The organism is Oceanobacillus sp. FSL W7-1293 (assembly GCF_037969815.1).
In the GTDB taxonomy this organism is placed as follows: Bacteria; Bacillota; Bacilli; order Bacillales; family Amphibacillaceae; genus Oceanobacillus; species Oceanobacillus oncorhynchi.
Map to the genome: position 1 here is coordinate 819243 of NZ_CP150212.1, position 18110 is coordinate 837352.

Genomic DNA, 18110 nt, shown 5'->3' on the forward strand with positions numbered 1-18110 from the left:
CCATCTCAAACTGATCGAGATGGGTTTTTAAATTAAGTAAAAAAAGTATTGACCTTGACGGTGCGTAAATCTCTATACTAAAAAATGAAAGGAGGGCAACGAGATGAAATACACCATCAAACAAGTAGCTGACATGTCTGGTATCAGCACACGCACACTCCGGTATTATGATCAAATTGATTTATTAAAGCCGGCGGAGCATTCGGATTCAGGATACCGTCTCTATGAAGACAAGGAATTAAATCGGTTGCAGCAGATTCTTCTCTATCGTTCCTTAGGGATGAAGCTGGAGCAGATTCAATCCGTATTGGATGATCCTGCGTTTCATACGCTGACGGCATTAGAAGATCACCAGCGAAAACTGGAAGCGGAACAAGAAAAGATAAACCGATTGTTAGCTACAGTGAAAAAAACAATTCAATATACAAAGGGAGAGATTACGATGACAGCGGAAGAAAAATTTGAAGGATTTAAGAAAGAACGTCTGGAAGAGAATGAACGGTTATATGGAGAAGAAATCAGAGAAAAATATGGAGAGGAAACAATAGAAAAATCGAATAAAAAATTTATGAACCTCAGTGAGGCAGACTTTCAGGAAATGCAGCGGATAGAAGATGAATTATTTATGAAGCTGGAGCAGCTGACAGAGACGAAGGATTTAGATACACCAGAAGCAAAGGAAGTGTATGAACTTCATAAAAAATGGCTGCTGTATTCTTGGCCGAATTATTCCGCTGAGGCTCATAAAGGCTTGGTACAAATGTATATGGCAGATGAACGATTTGCGAAATATTATAATAATCGTGCGAAAAAAGAGGTTGTTTCTCTCTTGCATGATGCAGTAGTTAAATATGCAGCGGATTGATTCTGCTGAAAAAATCGGGGAAGCGTTTTCCCGGTTTTTTTCATGTTCATGAATCTTTTCTGCTTCTCTTGCGTAAATACTATAAAACGAAATGTTATTCTGTGAAATTTTTTGGTTTTTTCTCACAGAAAGTTAGTTGAGTGATTCAGGGTAGTCCGCGGCTGTTCATCTCCCGTCGATTTCTACTCTGTATTTTGAGGCGGGAAATTTTACGGACGATTCTTTGTGATAAAAGGTATTTACAAAAAGGAGATAAGCTATGCAAGAAGCATTTTTAACCTACCAGTGGGAATTATTTATCGCGGCGGAGATTCTTTCTGTTGTTATGCTCTTATTATTTGGGGTAACTAGATATTTGCTGAATAAGAAGAAGCTAAGTGTTATCTTTATCAGTTTATTTTTAGCTTTATTTATATTTGAAGCAGGGCTGGCTCTCTACATTTATCAAATCACCGGAGAAATCAGCACGTTCCAGATTATCGTTATGATTTTTGTGCTCTATGCATGTACTTTTGGTATCGCTGATTTTAAGCGTCTTGATCGCTGGATGCGGCAAACGATTGGCAAATGGCGCGGTGTTTCCTTATTAACGGAAAAAGATATGCAGGTAATGGAGCGCCAACAGGACCCAAAATATATTGCCCGTAAAAATCGTATTAGTGCAATGATTCATCTGGTTATTTTTATCAGTGTACAAGCAGGGTTGTGGATTTATGGGCTGGGTGGAACAGCAGGAATTGTGGATTATTTAACGGATTTGACCTGGGTGGAAATAGATGATTATCGGCAGTCCCCGTATGCCAGTGAAACAGCGTTTAGCATGTCCAAGCTTTGGGGGCTTATCTTTATCGTTGATTTTATTTATTCCTGGTCATACACCTTTTTCCCGAAAAAAACGAAAGCGTAATTTAAAAAGCTGGAAAGAATGAAGCACAGCCTGATGAAGGGTTCATTCTTTTCAGCTTTTGTTATAGAAAATAAATCTGGAGCTTCAACAGTTGACATCGGTCTTCTTTTAGCTATAATATTTAGTAATTATAAAATTACAAATTACTAATAACGATACTCATTGGAGGTGAAAAATTCATGAAGGAGGAGAAATCAAAGTATATTACACCAGACGGTTATACGAGTGATATTGCCGTATTTACCATTGTTTCAGAGAATGCTGAATCCAAAGAACAACGCAAAAAAGAGCCTCCTCAAAAAAGGTTAAAGCTATTATTAATCAAACGGGCTAAAATGAATGCAGAAGGAAAACCTAATATCGAAGCCGGCAAGTGGGCGTTGCCTGGAGGGTTTGTGGATGCGAAAAAAAGGGAAACTGCTTTACAGGCAGCAACGAGAGAATTAAAGGAAGAAACAGGCGTAGAAAATGTATTCTTAAAGCATTTCGGCACGTACGATGCATGGGGAAGAGACCATCGCGGCTGGATTATATCCAATGCGCATTATGCCATTGTACCGGAATTTCAGCTTGAAAAACGAAAAGCGGCGGATGATGCAGCGGAAGTTGGGTTGTTCTCATTGGATGAGATAGAAGAGCTTGCATTAGCGTTCGATCACGAACAAATAATTGCAGATGCTGTATCCTTAATTGAATGGGACATGCTTCATTCCACCATTGCCAAAAACTTTCTGCCTAATGAATTTACTTTATCTGAATTGCAGCGTGTCTTGATGACGGTATCCAATCATTCCAGAATCACAAACACATCTGTATTTTTTGGAAAAGCACCTAAGCTGCCTTTTTTAGAAAAAGTTGTCGATCAGCATGGAAACTTAAAGAAAACGGAACGGAATTCATTCAGGCCGTCCCAGTTATATCAATTTAACGATTATGTTGTTTTCTCAACTATTTGGTAATAAAATAGAAGACGTATAAAACGAAACTTCATTCCGTGAGAGCCTTGCTTTTCTCTCGCTGGATTAGGCGGAGTTGTTCAGAGAATGAGATCATCTGACTTCTCGCCTAAGCAGATTTGATTTTTCCCCTTCTACTTGGAGGAGGGAGATTTACGGACAGTCATCCGTGATAAACCACAGGAGGAAATCGGAAATGAATTATATAGATGACAGCTTAATGCTGCATACAGATCTTTATCAAATAAACATGGCTGAAACGTATTGGTATGATGATGTACATCAGCGTAATGCTGTGTTTGATTTATACTTTCGCAAGCTCCCTTTTGGAAATGGCTATGGCGTATATGCCGGCTTAGAAAGAATTATCGAGTATTTACATAACTTCCGCTTCAGTGAATCGGATTTAACCTATTTACAGGAACTCGGTTATAAAGAAGACTTTCTTGATTATTTGCGTCAGCTCCGTTTTACCGGATCGTTGAAATCCATGCATGAAGGAGAGGTTGTTTTTGCGAATGAGCCGATTATCCGTGTGGAGGCGCCGTTAGCAGAAGCACAATTATTAGAGACTGCTTTATTAAACATTGTGAACTACCAAACACTGATTGCGACGAAAGCTTCGCGCATCAGGCAGCTGGTCAGGGATAACCCGGTGATGGAATTTGGAACACGCAGAGCACAGGAGATGGATGCAGCCGTGTGGGGAACGCGAGCGGCGTATATTGGCGGATTCAATGCAACCAGTAATGTCCGGGCAGGCAAGTTATTTGGAATCCCTGTATCGGGAACACATGCTCATTCGATGGTTCAGGCTTATCGAGATGAATATACCGCTTTTAAAAAATATGCAGAGCGTCATCGTGAATGTGTCTTTTTAGTAGATACATACGATACACTCAATTCGGGTGTGCCAAATGCAATCAAAGTAGCTCAAGAATTAGGGGATACCATTGATTTTAAAGGGATCCGGATTGACAGCGGCGACTTAGCTTATTTGTCGAAGGAAGCCAGGAGAATGATGGACGAGGCTGGATTTAAGGATGCGAAAATTTATGTCTCCAATGATTTAGATGAATATACCATCGCCAGTCTGCAAGCCCAGCATGCGAAAATCGATGTATGGGGAATCGGCACAAAATTGATTACGGCATATGACCAGCCTGCGCTGGGAGCGGTTTATAAACTTGTATCGATTGAGGACGAGCATGGAGAAATGGTAGATACCATTAAATTGTCCGGTAATCCGGAAAAGATGACCACACCAGGAAAGAAAAAAGTGTATCGGATTATAAATAAGGGAAACCATCATACAGAAGGAGACTACCTGACATTAGAGGATGAAGATCCGAACCAGGAAGAGGAAATTATGCTTTTCCACCCGATTCATACGTATTATAAGAAAATGGTTTCTAATTTTGACGCAGTAAACCTGCATCTTGACATTGCTGTCGACGGTGATATTGTCTACGAATGCCCAAGTCTTCTCCATGTACAGAATTACGCAAAGAGCCAGCTCCAGCTTTTCTGGGATGAATATAAGCGGACAAACTACCCGGCTGAATACCCAGTCGATTTAAGTATCAAACTATGGAATAGTAAGATGGAGCATATTGAAAATGTAAAGAAACAGCTAAGACAAGATTAAAATTATTGGTTTTATCGAGCTACAGACAAACTTTCTGTTATTTCACCCCAGGGAAATGTTTGTATGCCAAGTGAAAGCTGCTGGTTTGCTAAGAATAGGTGAATTCGACGTTTTCGAATAAAGGAGTGTTTAGGAATGAGTGAATTACAGCAATCCGTTATCAAAGCATTACATGTAAAGCCGGAAATCGACCCGAAGGAAGAAATTCGTCTCCGTATTGATTTTATGAAGGAATATTTGCAGAAATTTAGTTTTGCCAATGGCTTTGTCCTTGGAATATCAGGGGGGCAGGATTCTACCTTGCTTTCGAAACTGGCTCAATTGGCAATTGATGAATTGAACCAGCAAGAGGAAGGAGATACGTATCAGTTTATTGGTGTGGAACTTCCATATGGAAAGCAAGGTGATGCAGATGATGTAGCAGATGCGATTGAATTTATTCAGCCTTCGAAGGTGCTGACAGTTAATATTAAGGAAGCTGTAGATGCAAGTGAAAAAGCATTGCGTGCTGGAGGAGTCGTTATCAGCGATTTTCTAAAAGGAAATGAAAAAGCAAGAGAACGTATGAAGGCGCAATATAGCATCGCAGGTGTGCATAACTGTTTTGTATTAGGTACCGATCACGCCGCAGAAGCAATTACCGGGTTCTTCACCAAGCATGGAGATGGAGCTTGTGATCTGGCGCCCCTGGAAGGATTAAATAAGCGTCAGGGAAAACAACTGCTGAAAGAGTTAGGCTGTCCAGAGCATCTCTATTTGAAAAAACCGACTGCTGATTTAGAAGATGACCGTCCAGCCTTAGCTGATGAAGAAGCGTTAGGCGTCACGTATGAAGAAGTAGATGATTATTTAGAAGGAAAAGAAATATCTCAAGAAGCAAGAGAAGTTATTGAAGGGCACTATATCAAAACCATGCATAAGCGGGAGCCAATTGCTTCTATTTATAATGATTGGTGGAAATAAGAATTGCAGAGGGCGGATGAATGATTCGTCCTTTTTTCTTTTTTAATAAAGAAGAAGCTTTTGTTATAAGGGAGAGGAAGGGTGTTCAAACAGTGAAATATATTATTGGTGTGGATTTAGGGACTAGCGCGGTAAAGTTGCTTTTAGTCAATCAGAAGGGAAAAGTAGTTCAAGAGGTATCAAAGGAATATCCATTAATGCAGGAAAAAGCAGGGTATAGTGAACAAAATCCGGAGGACTGGGTAGAGCAGACAATAGCCGGGCTGACGGAGCTGACTGATCGATTTTCTGGGGATTTATCTGATATTGAAGGAATCAGTTTTTCCGGGCAAATGCATGGTCTTGTTTTAGTGGATGATAATCACGAGGTAATCCGCGCGGCTATTTTATGGAACGATACGCGCACTACTGCAGAATGCCGGGAAATTACAGCGTGTGTTGGAGAAGATACGCTTTTAGAAATACCCAAAAATAAGGCTTTAGAAGGCTTTACATTAACTAAAATTTTATGGGTCAGAAAGCATGAACCTGAAAATTACGCAAAAGCAAAGCTGTTTTTATTGCCGAAGGATTATTTGCGTTTTCGCCTGACTGGTCAGTTACATATGGATTATTCAGATGCTGCAGGCACCCTTTTATTAGATATAAAGAAACGCTCATGGAGCAAGGTAATCTGTGAAGCCTTAGATATTCATCCTGATTTGTGTCCGCCGCTGGTTCCTTCTCATGAAATGGTTGGGAATATCAAGGTAGAAATAGCAGAAAAAACCGGCTTATCAGAAGAAATGAAAGTGTTTGCAGGGGGTGCCGATAATGCTTGTGGAGCGATTGGTGCCGGTATTTTGGAAGAGGGGGAGACAATGGTTAGTATTGGAACCTCTGGTGTTGTTGTCTCCTATGAAACGAATGGAGATAAATCATTTGAAGGAAAAGTGCATTACATGAACCATGCTGCTCCGGATGCTTATTATACGATGGGTGTGACACTTTCTGCAGGCCATAGTTTATCCTGGTTTAAGAACACCTTTGCAAAAGAAAGGAGATTTGATGACCTTATAAATGAAGCTAAGGATGTACCAGCAGGAGCAAACGGACTATTATTCACACCTTATCTTGCTGGAGAACGTACACCCCATGTGGATGCCTACATTCGCGGCAGCTTTATTGGCATGGACAGCTCTCACGAACGCAAACATTTTACCAGAGCGGTAATTGAAGGGATTACATTTTCTTTAAATGAATCGGTAGAAATTTTCAGGGAGCATGGAAAAGTGATTGATAAGGTTATCGCCATTGGCGGCGGAGCCAAAAGTGAGCTATGGCTGCAAATTCAGGCAGATGTATTCGATGCTGCAGTAATAAAGCCAAGCAGTGAACAAGGGCCGGGAATGGGAGCGGCGATGCTGGCAGCTTATGGCGCGGGGTGGTTTGAAACGCTGCAGGAATGTGCTTCCGTTTTTCTGGAGGATGCAAAAAGGGTGGAGCCTATTCCGGAAAATGTAGAGAAGTATAAGGAATTATTTAAACTGTATAAGTCTGTTTACGGTTCTACGAGACAAATAAATAAGGATTTAATGAAATACCGGAATAACGATAAAGCATAGCCGTTTATCACACCTTCCTCTCTAGATGAATAATCTGTAACGATACGTTAAAGAGGAAGGCGGAGGGGCATGGATACCTTATTTACACTAGCGTGTGAGATTGGCTCCCTTTATATTATTGTTACCATCGGGTGGATAATCAGACGTAAGGGACTGATTTCTGAACAAGGTCAGCGTTCGTTCACAACCTTATTATTATATGTTGCTTTACCTTGTCTGATTATTAGTTCCATGCATATGCCCTTCCAATATGAACAAGCTTATGGCGCCCTTATTATGTTCATCCTTTCCATCTATATCATGGGAGGGACCCTTTTTGTAAGCAGGTTTATCACGAAAAAACTAACGCTCCGGGTGAACCGAAGCGCTGTATTCGAAAATGTGATTCTGTTTGGGAATCAAGGGTTTATCGGCATGGTGATTATCCTGCAGCTATTTGGGCAGGAGGGAGTCCTGTTCGCTTCTGTATTTAATCTGATTTATTATGTCCTGATGTGGACATATGCGATTTATATTATGAATCCTGAAGGACTTCCAGTTTCCAAAACGATGTTTATCTTAAAAAATCCAGGCTTTTTAGCAACGATAGCAGGTTTTGTCTTATTTATTTTCCCTGTTCAGTTTCCTGCTTTTATCATGAGTCCTATAGCAACCATCGGACAGATGACGGTACCTTTATCCATGATTATGATTGGCATGATGATTTCAACCGTAACGTATGCTAAAGTCCTTGCCTATATGAAGGACATTTTTGTTTATATCGCTGTAATGATTCGATTGTTTATTTATCCTATTGTCTTCTTTCTGCCATTGCTGTTATTTAATCTTCCATTTGAATTATTTATGATAGCATGTTTGCTTTCTGCGACGCCGAGTCCGGCAACAATAAGTATGTATGCACAAGTATATGGGGGAGATATGGAATTTTCGGCAGTAGTTGTCTTTTTCTCTACACTTCTTTCGGTTGTCAGTATTCCGATTGTTTATTTGGTGTTTTTGTTGTTAATTTAGCGGTGGTGAATAGAAAAGTTATGGTTTACGATTAAAGTTTGTGCGCGTGGCTATGAATTTGATGAATAATATTGATTAGAGGTTTCATCACCTGACATAAAAAAGTTCCAATCATTTTTTTTGATGACTGGAACTTTTTATGTTGTTTTATGCCGGGCATGGTCCAGTTAAGCTGCTATAAAAGACTGGACATGTAAAAAGACTTTTACGGTGTAAATCTTTTTGCTTCACTACCTTCAGGATAATCTAATTGATTCGGATTGTAGCTTATTAATTCAATCAGCATGCCCCATGGTGCGCGTCCATAAACAAATTCTCCAGATCCGTTTTCTACATCCCCTAATAGCTCGCCTGGCTCTGTTAATAATTCGCCGCCTGCTTCCACAAAAGCGTTAGCTGTTTGCTGGATATCATCAACATAGAATGCAAAGTGCTGGACTCCAAGATCAGAGGCAATAACAGGTTCTCTTTGTTCGGTATCTTTAAAATGAAAGAGCTCTAAGTTGGAACCATTGTCAAAAGAAAGAATCCGTATATGAATCACCTTCGCCCCTTTTTTCAGACCTAACGTTTTTTCAACGGCTTCCCCCTGCTGCGGTTCGTCGCCTAATTTCTTATTATCGTAAGCAATTTTTGCATGAAAAGCTTTTTTGAAGAACGCTGTTGCTTCTTCAATATCTGGTACTGTAATTCCTATATGGTCAATACCGCGTGTCAAATTTGTCATGGGATAACCACTCCTTTATGAAATGAATAAATGGAAGTAAGAAAAAAAGAGCTGTCGTACAATCGGTTACCTCATTGCACAACAGCCTCCTTTCGTTAATATGATTTCTTCATTTACAGGTGAAACATGCCTTCTCTTTTTTTAATCTTTTAAAACTCTTCATAAGCAGCCGGGTCTTGATCTTTCAAACGCCCCTCTGCCTTGGTAAGACTGTTGATCATTGTCATCTCTTCATTGCTTAATTCAAAGTCAAAGATAGAGATATTTTCCTTCTGGCGGACTGGTGACGCTGATTTAGGGATTGCCACTGCTCCCAGTTGATAGTGCCAGCGGAGAATAATTTGTGAGATTGTTTTGTGATGCTTTTCAGCAATTTTTTGTAATATTTCATCCTGCAGGAGGTCACTTGCTCTGGATAAAGGGCTCCATGATTCTGTTACAATCCGATGGTCCGTATCCCATTTCAACTGCTCTGCCTGATTGAATCGCGGATGTAATTCAATTTGGTTCACAGTCGGCAAAATTCCTGTTTCTTTTTCAAGTCGCTCTAAATGTTCTGATAAGAAGTTGCATACACCGATGGAACGGATATAACCAAATTTCTGCGCATCAATTAATGCTTGCCAGGCCTCCACATAGTTATCCTGAATGGGATTTGGCCAGTGAATCAAGTATAGATCATAATAATCCAGATTAGCGCGGAATAAAGATTCTTGAATCGTTACAATGGCATCATCATAATGATGATAACGTCCAGGAAGCTTCGATGTGATAAATAATTCTTCACGTGGTACGGAGCTCCGGCGTACAGCTTCTCCAACGGTAGCTTCATTTTCATAATTGTACGCTGTATCAATTAAGCGATAGCCGTTTGTAATTGCCGTATTGATTGCTTGTGCGCCTTGCTGTCCTTTCAGCTTGTACGTCCCAAAGCCGACAGCAGGAATTTGAATACCGTCATGTAATGTGATTTCTGGAATTTGATTTGTCATCTGTATATACTCTCCCTTCGCTTATACTTAAAATCCTACCTTTCTGCTCCGGAAAATTCAAACAATTTGTCTTTGCCGGTCAATCGTTTCCATCTATGTATTCGGCGGCGTTTGGTTTAAAGCATCCTGGCCAAATCGATGATAATAATCAAAGCTCCCAGCAAAAATAGAAAGAAGGCCATCCATTCTAAACGATGAAATCCTTTTAAAGCAACTCTTTTATCTGGTGCCTTCGGGTTAAAATAAGCCCAGCAATACATTCCCAAATACTTTCTGGGTATTACACCGTCTGTTGCAGTAAAAGTATCAATAGAGGTAACATAATACAGTTCGTCATTATATTCCAGTAAAACTCTATAATTGTAGGCGACGATGCTATAGCGGCCTTTCGCACCGCGGTTATATCCTATAATTTTTCCTGCTACTAATTCACCAGTTAAAACACTCTTTAATTTTAAGAAAATAACAAACAAGGCTACAATGCAAAGTAATAAACCAATAAAAGCCAACGATTTCCCATCCTTCTTTTCGTTTATTATAAAGGCTCTTCACCAAGATCTATGGTTAACATAATAGATATAATTTTGCTGTAAGCGGCCGCTACGGAAATACACTACGCTTTCCATGGACTTGTCTTCAGCCTCCTCTAAAAGAAGACTTAGCGATTGGCAAGCCGGCAGGCGCAGACAGAGCTAAAGTCGCACTTATGCCCCGAGGGTAGAAAAAAAGAAGATCACTTTTTCTGCGGAGTCTTCACACTGGGACTGGGACCGCGATTACTCGTCCCATCGAAGAGCTTTTGCAGTTACTCGCCCCACCGAAGACCATTGCGCATTCCCATAGGAGTCTACGTGTATTTCCTTCGCTAGATAATTGCTATTATCACATTTAATTATATTTCCCAACCATAGATTTTGGTATTGACCCATTATAAATAGTATTTATCTGGTATTATTGCACTTTTTATCTATTTTGAACAATATAAAATTTTATCCGTTAACCAATTTTTAGACGTTGTTTTTAAAATTTCTCCTTAAAGAAAAAACTCCTACCTGATAAAGGTAAGAGAAGGTGGAGATACATTTCATCTGCTTTAGAATCTAACTTACATGCATTCCTGCAGATTCGTTGAAATTTGCCAGGTAATCCCGAATTTATCTTGCACCTGTCCATAAGCAGGGCTCCAATGTGTCTCTTGAAGCGGCATAAGCACCTTGCCGCCTTGCTGCAATTTCTCAAATATATCTTTGGATTTGCCGGAGTCTTCTAAAGTAACACAGACGTGGACCTGTGAACCTGTCTCAATGGGCTGCCCTGGAAAAGTATCAGACAGCATAAAATACGTATTTCCTATTTGTATCTGGGCATGCAGGATACGGTTCTTTGCTTCAACCGGAAGAGCAAATTCCGGATTCTCAGGCAGGTCGCCAAATGTTTGTACCCCTAATACTTCAGCATCCAGTGCTTCTTTATAAAAATCGATTGCTTCTTTTCCAGTACCATCCATTGTTATATAAGCGTATACTCCTGTAGGCATCGTATTCTCCTCCTAGGTTTGTTTAATCATATAGGCAGTAAGGTTTTTTAATTTTTCATTCTCAAACGTATACCAGTCATTAAAATAATAAGTGACAGACCCATCTTCATCTGTAAACTGCATTTCGCCCTCCACAACAGCTGTATTTCCTTCAATGAGTGTTCGGTAAACCTTATAAACATCTGCCTTATAACCGCGCATCGGCTCCATTTTTTCAATAAAAGCTGCTTTTCCTTCACTAATACCGTGACCAACTTCATTCATGATAATATCATCTGCGGCTGCTTCAAAAATAAAATCAACTTCTCCGTTGGCGAAAGCAGTGTTAAACTTTTCCATTAATTGCCTAGTAACGGTCAATTTTCTTCACTCCTTTTCTCTTTTTTTTAGTATAGCAGCAGTTGTTTACACTGATTTCTTCTCGATTGCTCCATTTAGAATAATTTAATGTGAAATCGGTGACTGCTGCAGAAAATGTTTCATGAGTAATGGTAACGAAATAAGGATGGGCGGGTCTGTAATTTCCGGCTTTCTCATAATCAGGCGGGTTTCGGGCAGTGAACGTTTTCCATCAATACAGATGGGATAGGGATGGCGTGCACGTAATGTTTCCTGCGGGATAAGAATCTTTTTGGAATCCATTTCCCATGAAATAGCGGTTGCCATCAGAAAATAGGTGCCAACAGGAATATTCGTTAAATGAAAAGAATGAGAATGTATTAATAAGGTGCCGCGGACTGGCAGTCCTTCTGGAATCGGCTTTGGAAATAGCCCCGCCAGAATAATACCGTTGAATGGTTCATCTGTCTGAATCGATCCAGATAATTGACGGGAAGAAGCGGTATGCATGGATGGAGGCTGCCATTTATTTTGCTTTAAATCAGTCATATATGCTTCCGGGTGCTGAAGAGAAGCACGAAAGGAGGCAGGTGTCATTCCAATACTGTTGGTAAAGCGTGTTGTAAAGGTACCGAGGCTTTGCTGGCCGATTTCAAGACCGATATCCCGGATAGGAAAAGCGGTGTCTAATAATAATGTTTTGGCAAGCTGCAAGCGTAAACTGGAAATAAAGTACATCGGTGATACGCCGATCTGCCGTTTAAACATACGGGAAAAATGAAATGGACTGTAAGCTGCTTCATCAGCAAGAACGTTGAGTGAGAGGTCCTGATCTAAATTCTGCTGAATAAATACAATGGAATCCTGAATGGTCTTATTTGGTGTCAGCATTTTTAAAAGCCTCCTTCTATTCTGAGTATAGCTGAAAATAAGAGAATATCTATACTAATGAGTGAATTTCATAATTCAAAGCCCTTGTGTCCCAAGCTTTTTGAAACATAAAAAAAGAAGTACCTCCCCAAATCTTGTATAATGGTAGTTACCCAGAAAACCATAAAAAGACTGGAGGAGTACTTCTTATGACCATTATACGACAACCGAGTCTATTTGGCATCCAAGAATTATATGACATGGAACCTACCCAAAAATATGAAGCGATTATTTCAGCGATTGATCTGGATCGTATTTATCATGCGATTAATAAGAAATCCCGGCTTGGAGCGCCTGTTGAGCTAAATTATGCAGGGATGATTATTTCCTTTTTTATTCGCTACATCGAGCGTATCCCAACCATCAAAGACTTAATCAAGCGTCTAAATGATGACTTTATCTTTAAAATGAACTGCGGATTTCTTGTTTCCGATTCTACACCATCAGAAGCTGCTTATTCCCGCTTGGTAACGAAATTGAGTGAATCAGATATTTTAGAAAAATCCTTCGAAAGCGTAACGCTGGCAGCCGTCACCGAAGGGTTTATTGTCGATGAAGTCATTGCCATTGATGCAACCCATTTTGAAGCACGAGATAAGGCACCTGCCAAAAAAGAAGAAAAATCAGAAACTACGCCAAAAAAGCGCGGACGCAAATCCAAAGAAGAACGCGAACAGTACCTTAAAGACCAAGCGGAAAAGGAAGCAAACCTGCCATTGTATGAAAAGAAAATCGAAGCACAGTTAGACGTTCCGTTAGACATCTTGCGTGCAGAAGTGCCAATAGCCCCCAAATGGGGTGTGAAAAAGAATGCAGATGGTAAAAATGAATACTGGTTTGGCTATAAAGCCCACCTCGCAGTTGGTGCATCCAGCCAATATATTCTGCAATCTTTGTTTTCATCTGGCAGCTTAAATGATGGGAAAGCCGCTATTGCCCTATTGAAGGGAATGGATCAACGACTTCCGCTTACGTCTGCTTCTTACCAGACATTGGATGCGGGTTATGATTTTGAACCGATTTATGAACAGATTCATCGCATGTGTCAACAGTCTGTCATTGCCTATAATAAGCGCAATGAAGGCGAAATGATCGGGTTTGATAAGGATTTTGCCCCAACCTGTTTGCGAGAACATTCCTATAAATATGACAGCTTTGATCCGAAATACGAAACATTGAAATATACCAGACCAAAGGAATGCAGCGACTGTCCCCTTGCGAATGAAGGTATCTGTCAAAAAGTGTATAAAATCAAGATAACTACCGATTTAAGAAGGTATACCGCACCAGCACGAGGATCAAAAGCTTGGAAAAATATTTTCAAACAACGGACAGCAGTAGAACGTGTTAATGCTTATCTGAAAGAGTTCTATCAGCTAAACAATGTTCGTTATCGCACTGGAAAGCGTGCAAAAGTTCATTTTGACATGGTCGCTTTGATTTATAATGCTTCCAAATTAGCTGCTGATCGCATCCAAGCAGAGCTTATTCAGCAACAACAAGCGCATAATTTTTGTTTTTAAAAATACACTTTCGAAAATTCGGTTCGTCTTTGTATTTTTAAAAAGAGCAATTATGAAATTCATTCTAATATTAGAATTTTAAATTATTTTAAATGGTTAATCTAAATTTAATAAATTTCACAATAGATCCGGAACTGTGAAACAATACACTGGGAAAAGTTGCATGGAGCACAAAAATTCTATATAATGAATATAATTTACGAAAGAAACGGAGGTGTAGAGATGTTTTTAGGACTTGAGAAATCGTGCGGAGACTGGATGGAATTCTTATATTACTGCCGTGCGAAATTTGCGCTATTTGCTGCCTGCGGGATACGTCTGTCCTTTTTTAGCAATTTAATAGCAAATACGAAAACAAAAAAGCATCTCTGCATCGGATAAAGTACGGTTATATGAAATAAAGTGACGTCTGAAAGCACACAGAGAGGTACGCTCTTTGTGTGCTTTTTGCTGTCTTTATCTTCGGCAGAGAAGGTAAAGGGGAATAAATAATGATTTGTCAAATGAATCAGGTTAAGAAAATGTACGGCGGGAATATCATATTTGAAGATTTAACACTGGAAGTAAAAGAAAAGGAGCGAATCGGGATTGTCGGCAGGAATGGAGGCGGCAAGACGACGCTGTTACGGTTAATGGCAGGAATTACAAAGCAGGACGAAGGAAATATCCATTGGAAAAAAGCGACGACCATCGGCTATTTAGAACAGATACCTCATCCGGGAGAAGGCATCGGTGTATTTGATGTGCTAAAACAGTCTAATGAGGAAATAGTAGCTCTGGAAAAGCAAATGAACCATCTGGAGCAGGCGATGCAGAGCCCGGAATCAGAACAGGATATGGCTGCAGCTATTAAGGCATACGGTGAAGCGCAGGAACGTTACACTGTGCTTGGCGGATATGAATTAGAAGCAAATATTGACCGGATTACGACAGGCTTGCAAATTCATGATTTATTACAAATGCCTTTTGACCAAATCAGCGGCGGAGAAAAAACAAAGGTTGGCTTAGCGAAGATTCTTCTCCAGGATCCAGATTTCCTGTTACTGGATGAGCCGACAAACCATTTAGACCTGCAGGCGGTGGAATGGCTTGGTGAATTTTTAAATAACTATAGGGGAACGGTGGTTGTCATCTCCCATGACCGCTATTTTCTCGATGAAGTTGTGGAGCGGATTGTAGATTTAGAGGATGGAGAGCTGGCTGTGTATCATACGAATTTCACAGGTTATGTGGAAGAAAAGGAAGAGCGGCTGCTCCGGGAGTTTCAGGCTTATGAAGAACAACAGAAAAAAATGAAGAAAATGAAAGAAGCCATTAAACGTTTGAAGGAGTGGGCGAACCGGGCCAATCCGCCCAATGAAGGACTGCATAAGCGGGCAAAAAATATGGAACGTGCGCTGGAGCGAATGGAAAAAATAGATAAGCCGGGGCTAAACCGAAAAAAGATGCAAATGGAATTAGACAGCTCGGATCGGAGCGGGAAAGATGTAGTTGTGATGACCGATGTGCGGAAGCAATATGATGAAAAACTGCTTTTTGACCATGTAGATTTGCACATCCGTTATCAGGACCGGGTTGCCATTATCGGGGAAAATGGAACAGGAAAATCCACACTGATCCAGCTGATGCTTGGGAATGTACAGCCGGATGAAGGAGAAGTCATGATTGGCAGCAATGTAAAGTTCGGTTATCTTTCACAGCATGTGTTTCATGATATTGACCCGAATCAGACAGTACTTGAAACATTTCGTGAAGCAATTTCCGTAACAGAAGGAAAGGCAAGACATATTCTGGCAAAGTTTCTTTTTTACGGGGAGCATGTTTTTCGAAAAGTAACACAGCTGAGCGGCGGCGAAAAAATGCGTCTGCGCTTAGCACAGCTGATGCATCAGGATATCAATACGCTTATACTGGATGAACCGACGAACCATTTAGATATTGATTCCAGAGAAGTATTAGAGGAGACGCTGGAAGGATTTGGAGGAAGCCTGATTGCTGTCAGCCATGATCGCTACTTTTTAGATAAACAATTTGATTATCTGTATTGGATAGAAAACAAACAACTATCAACGTATCTGGGGAATTACTCTTGGGCAAAGGAAAAAAGGAAAGAACAGTTATCGGAAAAGGAAGAAGCGCTCTCCTCCTCTAACAAAAAAACAGATAAAAAAATGAAAAAATCGTATAAAACCATAGAAGACCCGTCAATAATGATAGAGAAGCTGGAACAGCAAATTGAAGCGTTAGAGGCGGAAATTTATGCGATAGAGCTACGTATGGCAGGAATAGCTGATGCAGAAGAACTGCAAAGGTTACAAGAGCAGAAGGAAAATAAAGATAGTGAAAGACAACACGCCTATGAAAAGCTGCTAGTTTTAGAGAATAGGGATTAAAGCATGAAGGCATTCATCAACCAATTCGGTGAATGCCTTTGATAAGATGAGGATGGGACTGCGATTACACTTCCTGCCGAAGAACTTTTGCGTTTATTCGTCTCCATTAAAAAGCATTTACTAAAATTTTAACGTGTCTAATATGAAAAAAATGGTGAGCTGGGTAGAGATTCCTGTCAGTTTTTGCGATATAATAGGAGTAACTTAGAAATATGGGGAAAAGAGAAGGTGCTGCATTGAAATCCGTTAACGATAAAATAGATTTATTTAAACGTTTTTTCTTAAATAACCGCTTTGTTGTGTTCTTAGTCATTTTATTGTTGATTGGCTTAAACATACTTATTTTCACACATATTTCCTTTGTGTTTACACCACTTGTCGTGCTTTTAAAGACAGTTTTGCTGCCAATTATTTTATCAGCAATTTTATATTATTTATTGAATCCAATTGTTAATTATTTAGAAAAGAAAAATGTGAAGCGGATCTATTCTATCTTTGTGCTGTATCTGGTTATTATTGGCATTTTAACGATTTTAATCATTTCTGTCTTTCCTTTCTTGAGAGACCAGATTACAAGTTTCATAACAAGCCTGCCGCCGTTTATTTCAGATATTGAAAAAATGGTAAATGATTTTATCGGCGGGAATTTCATTAACCAATTTCAATTAGTGGAATATATCGATTTGCAAGGATTTGCTACACAGTTATCTGACCGTTCACTTGATTTAGTGAATAGCGCCTTTTCCAATATTGGAAGTGTAATCGGCGCCGTCACAGAAATTGTCTTAGCAATTGTCACGCTGCCATTCATCTTATTTTATTTATTGAAGGATGGGGAAAAGCTGCCACACTATTTTCTTAAATTTTTACCAGTGTCCATGAGAAAACCAACCTACGTGATTTTGAAAGAAATGAATCATCAAATCAGCAGTTTTATTCGCGGACAAATTATTGTTGCTTTCTGTATCGGTGTGCTGATGTATATCGGCTTTACCGTTATTGGACTGGAATACGCACCGGTACTGGCGCTGATTGCCGCTTTTACGAATGTTGTTCCTTACCTTGGACCAGCGATTGCAATTACCCCCGCGTTAATCGTTGCGGTGGTGACTTCTCCATTTATGGTGATTAAGCTGATTATTGTATGGACCATTGTACAGCTCATTGAAGGGAAGTTTATCTCACCGCAGATTATGGGAAGAAATCTCCGTGTGCATCCGATTACGATTATCTTTATTATTCTGACGGCTGGGAATTTATTTGGTGTCGTTGGTATTCTATTAGCTGTTCCCGGCTACGCGCTTCTTAAAGTATTTGTGACGCATGCCTTTGAATTCTTTAAAATCCGCAGTCATTTATATGAAGCTGATTTGGAGTCAGAAAATCGGGATGAAAAAAAGTAGCTTGAAAGCAATTAGCCGCGTCAATAGAGAAATCTGACGTACAGGTATTGATGAAAATAGAAATAAAATTAAAAAACGTTCTGATCTTTCTTTACAGAAAGCAGGAACGTTTTTTAATTTTATTGAATTAGGGTGAAATGAAAAGGAATATATGTCTGCAGCTTACAGGTTTCATGAAATGTGAATGGTTATTAAATAATAGGGAATCCTTATGAAATAAGTTATTTTATACAAATTTGTGATAGAAAAATGAGAAAGACCATTGAAAAGGGATTTACTCGGGAAAAATAACGATAATGTTTGATTAACGTG

General features: G+C 39.8%; 17 protein-coding genes. 11 read left to right on the forward strand and 6 right to left on the reverse strand.

The window, feature by feature from the left end:
- The first annotated feature begins 103 nt into the window (after positions 1 to 103).
- The 7 genes from MKY65_RS04040 to MKY65_RS04070 all read left to right on the forward strand — a co-directional run bounded on the left by MKY65_RS04040 (position 104) and on the right by MKY65_RS04070 (position 7954).
- Complete coding sequence (locus MKY65_RS04040; RefSeq protein ID WP_339182596.1) at positions 104 to 865, forward strand: MerR family transcriptional regulator; 762 nt, start codon at positions 104 to 106, stop codon at positions 863 to 865.
- A gap of 259 nt (positions 866 to 1124) precedes the next feature.
- The gene (locus MKY65_RS04045; RefSeq protein WP_339182598.1) at positions 1125 to 1772 is read left to right on the forward strand and encodes a hypothetical protein; all 648 of its coding nucleotides are present in this window, start codon (positions 1125 to 1127) and stop codon (positions 1770 to 1772) included.
- A 179-nt stretch (positions 1773 to 1951) separates the two neighbouring features.
- On the forward strand, positions 1952 to 2731 hold the full coding sequence (locus MKY65_RS04050) for an NUDIX domain-containing protein (RefSeq protein ID WP_339182599.1): 780 nt from the start codon (positions 1952 to 1954) through the stop codon (positions 2729 to 2731).
- Positions 2732 to 2924: 193 nt separating this feature from the next.
- Positions 2925 to 4376, forward strand: a complete 1452-nt coding sequence (locus MKY65_RS04055; protein WP_339182600.1) for a nicotinate phosphoribosyltransferase — start codon at positions 2925 to 2927, stop codon at positions 4374 to 4376.
- A gap of 135 nt (positions 4377 to 4511) precedes the next feature.
- Positions 4512 to 5339 (forward strand): ammonia-dependent NAD(+) synthetase, encoded by an 828-nt coding sequence (nadE, locus tag MKY65_RS04060; RefSeq protein WP_339182602.1) that lies wholly within the window; start codon positions 4512 to 4514, stop codon positions 5337 to 5339.
- 92 nt (positions 5340 to 5431) lie between these two features.
- Positions 5432 to 6943: a xylulokinase gene (gene xylB / locus MKY65_RS04065; RefSeq protein ID WP_339182604.1), complete on the forward strand. Its 1512-nt coding sequence runs from the start codon at positions 5432 to 5434 to the stop codon at positions 6941 to 6943.
- A gap of 69 nt (positions 6944 to 7012) precedes the next feature.
- Entirely contained in the window at positions 7013 to 7954 is a 942-nt protein-coding gene (locus MKY65_RS04070) for an AEC family transporter (RefSeq protein ID WP_339182606.1), read from the forward strand.
- 205 nt (positions 7955 to 8159) lie between these two features.
- Here the strand turns inward: MKY65_RS04070 and MKY65_RS04075 are convergent, their stop codons facing one another.
- The 6 genes from MKY65_RS04075 to MKY65_RS04100 form a co-directional block, all read right to left on the reverse strand.
- Positions 8160 to 8681: a VOC family protein gene (locus tag MKY65_RS04075; RefSeq protein ID WP_339182608.1), complete on the reverse strand. Its 522-nt coding sequence runs from the start codon at positions 8679 to 8681 to the stop codon at positions 8160 to 8162.
- A 149-nt stretch (positions 8682 to 8830) separates the two neighbouring features.
- A complete protein-coding gene (locus MKY65_RS04080) occupies positions 8831 to 9673 on the reverse strand; it encodes an aldo/keto reductase (RefSeq protein ID WP_339182610.1) in 843 nt (280 codons plus the stop codon).
- Between the two features lie 116 nt (positions 9674 to 9789).
- Positions 9790 to 10182 (reverse strand): DUF3592 domain-containing protein, encoded by a 393-nt coding sequence (locus tag MKY65_RS04085; protein WP_339182612.1) that lies wholly within the window; start codon positions 10180 to 10182, stop codon positions 9790 to 9792.
- Positions 10183 to 10778: 596 nt separating this feature from the next.
- Complete coding sequence (locus MKY65_RS04090) at positions 10779 to 11210, reverse strand: VOC family protein (RefSeq protein ID WP_339182614.1); 432 nt, start codon at positions 11208 to 11210, stop codon at positions 10779 to 10781.
- A 12-nt stretch (positions 11211 to 11222) separates the two neighbouring features.
- Positions 11223 to 11570, reverse strand: a complete 348-nt coding sequence (locus MKY65_RS04095; RefSeq protein ID WP_339182616.1) for a nuclear transport factor 2 family protein — start codon at positions 11568 to 11570, stop codon at positions 11223 to 11225.
- 84 nt (positions 11571 to 11654) lie between these two features.
- Positions 11655 to 12440, reverse strand: a complete 786-nt coding sequence (locus MKY65_RS04100; RefSeq protein ID WP_339182618.1) for an AraC family transcriptional regulator — start codon at positions 12438 to 12440, stop codon at positions 11655 to 11657.
- 188 nt (positions 12441 to 12628) lie between these two features.
- Here MKY65_RS04100 and MKY65_RS04105 point away from each other — a divergent pair, with 188 nt between their 5' ends.
- From MKY65_RS04105 to MKY65_RS04120, 4 genes are all read left to right on the forward strand, one after another.
- Entirely contained in the window at positions 12629 to 14002 is a 1374-nt protein-coding gene (locus MKY65_RS04105) for a transposase (protein ID WP_339181899.1), read from the forward strand.
- A gap of 258 nt (positions 14003 to 14260) precedes the next feature.
- A complete protein-coding gene (locus MKY65_RS04110; protein ID WP_339185110.1) occupies positions 14261 to 14383 on the forward strand; it encodes an RAxF-45 family protein in 123 nt (40 codons plus the stop codon).
- Between the two features lie 107 nt (positions 14384 to 14490).
- Positions 14491 to 16395, forward strand: coding sequence for an ABC-F type ribosomal protection protein (abc-f, locus tag MKY65_RS04115; RefSeq protein WP_339185111.1), 1905 nt, complete (start codon positions 14491 to 14493; stop codon positions 16393 to 16395).
- A 212-nt stretch (positions 16396 to 16607) separates the two neighbouring features.
- Positions 16608 to 17798 (forward strand): AI-2E family transporter, encoded by a 1191-nt coding sequence (locus MKY65_RS04120; RefSeq protein WP_339182620.1) that lies wholly within the window; start codon positions 16608 to 16610, stop codon positions 17796 to 17798.
- The last annotated feature ends 312 nt before the right edge of the window (positions 17799 to 18110 follow it).

What these genes read in the sequence shown, in the direction of transcription:
- MKY65_RS04040 (WP_339182596.1), top strand. Translation starts at nt 104, where the DNA reads ATGAAATACACCATCAAACAAGTAGCTGACATGTCTGGTATCAGCACA.
- MKY65_RS04110 (WP_339185110.1), top strand. Translation starts at nt 14,261, where the DNA reads ATGGAATTCTTATATTACTGCCGTGCGAAATTTGCGCTATTTGCTGCC.
- MKY65_RS04105 (WP_339181899.1), top strand. Translation starts at nt 12,629, where the DNA reads ATGACCATTATACGACAACCGAGTCTATTTGGCATCCAAGAATTATAT.
- nadE (WP_339182602.1), top strand. Translation starts at nt 4,512, where the DNA reads ATGAGTGAATTACAGCAATCCGTTATCAAAGCATTACATGTAAAGCCG.
- MKY65_RS04080 (WP_339182610.1), bottom strand. Translation starts at nt 9,673, where the DNA reads ATGACAAATCAAATTCCAGAAATCACATTACATGACGGTATTCAAATT.
- MKY65_RS04100 (WP_339182618.1), bottom strand. Translation starts at nt 12,440, where the DNA reads ATGCTGACACCAAATAAGACCATTCAGGATTCCATTGTATTTATTCAG.
- MKY65_RS04050 (WP_339182599.1), top strand. Translation starts at nt 1,952, where the DNA reads ATGAAGGAGGAGAAATCAAAGTATATTACACCAGACGGTTATACGAGT.
- MKY65_RS04075 (WP_339182608.1), bottom strand. Translation starts at nt 8,681, where the DNA reads ATGACAAATTTGACACGCGGTATTGACCATATAGGAATTACAGTACCA.
- MKY65_RS04090 (WP_339182614.1), bottom strand. Translation starts at nt 11,210, where the DNA reads ATGCCTACAGGAGTATACGCTTATATAACAATGGATGGTACTGGAAAA.
- MKY65_RS04120 (WP_339182620.1), top strand. Translation starts at nt 16,608, where the DNA reads ATGGGGAAAAGAGAAGGTGCTGCATTGAAATCCGTTAACGATAAAATA.
- MKY65_RS04070 (WP_339182606.1), top strand. Translation starts at nt 7,013, where the DNA reads ATGGATACCTTATTTACACTAGCGTGTGAGATTGGCTCCCTTTATATT.
- MKY65_RS04055 (WP_339182600.1), top strand. Translation starts at nt 2,925, where the DNA reads ATGAATTATATAGATGACAGCTTAATGCTGCATACAGATCTTTATCAA.
- MKY65_RS04045 (WP_339182598.1), top strand. Translation starts at nt 1,125, where the DNA reads ATGCAAGAAGCATTTTTAACCTACCAGTGGGAATTATTTATCGCGGCG.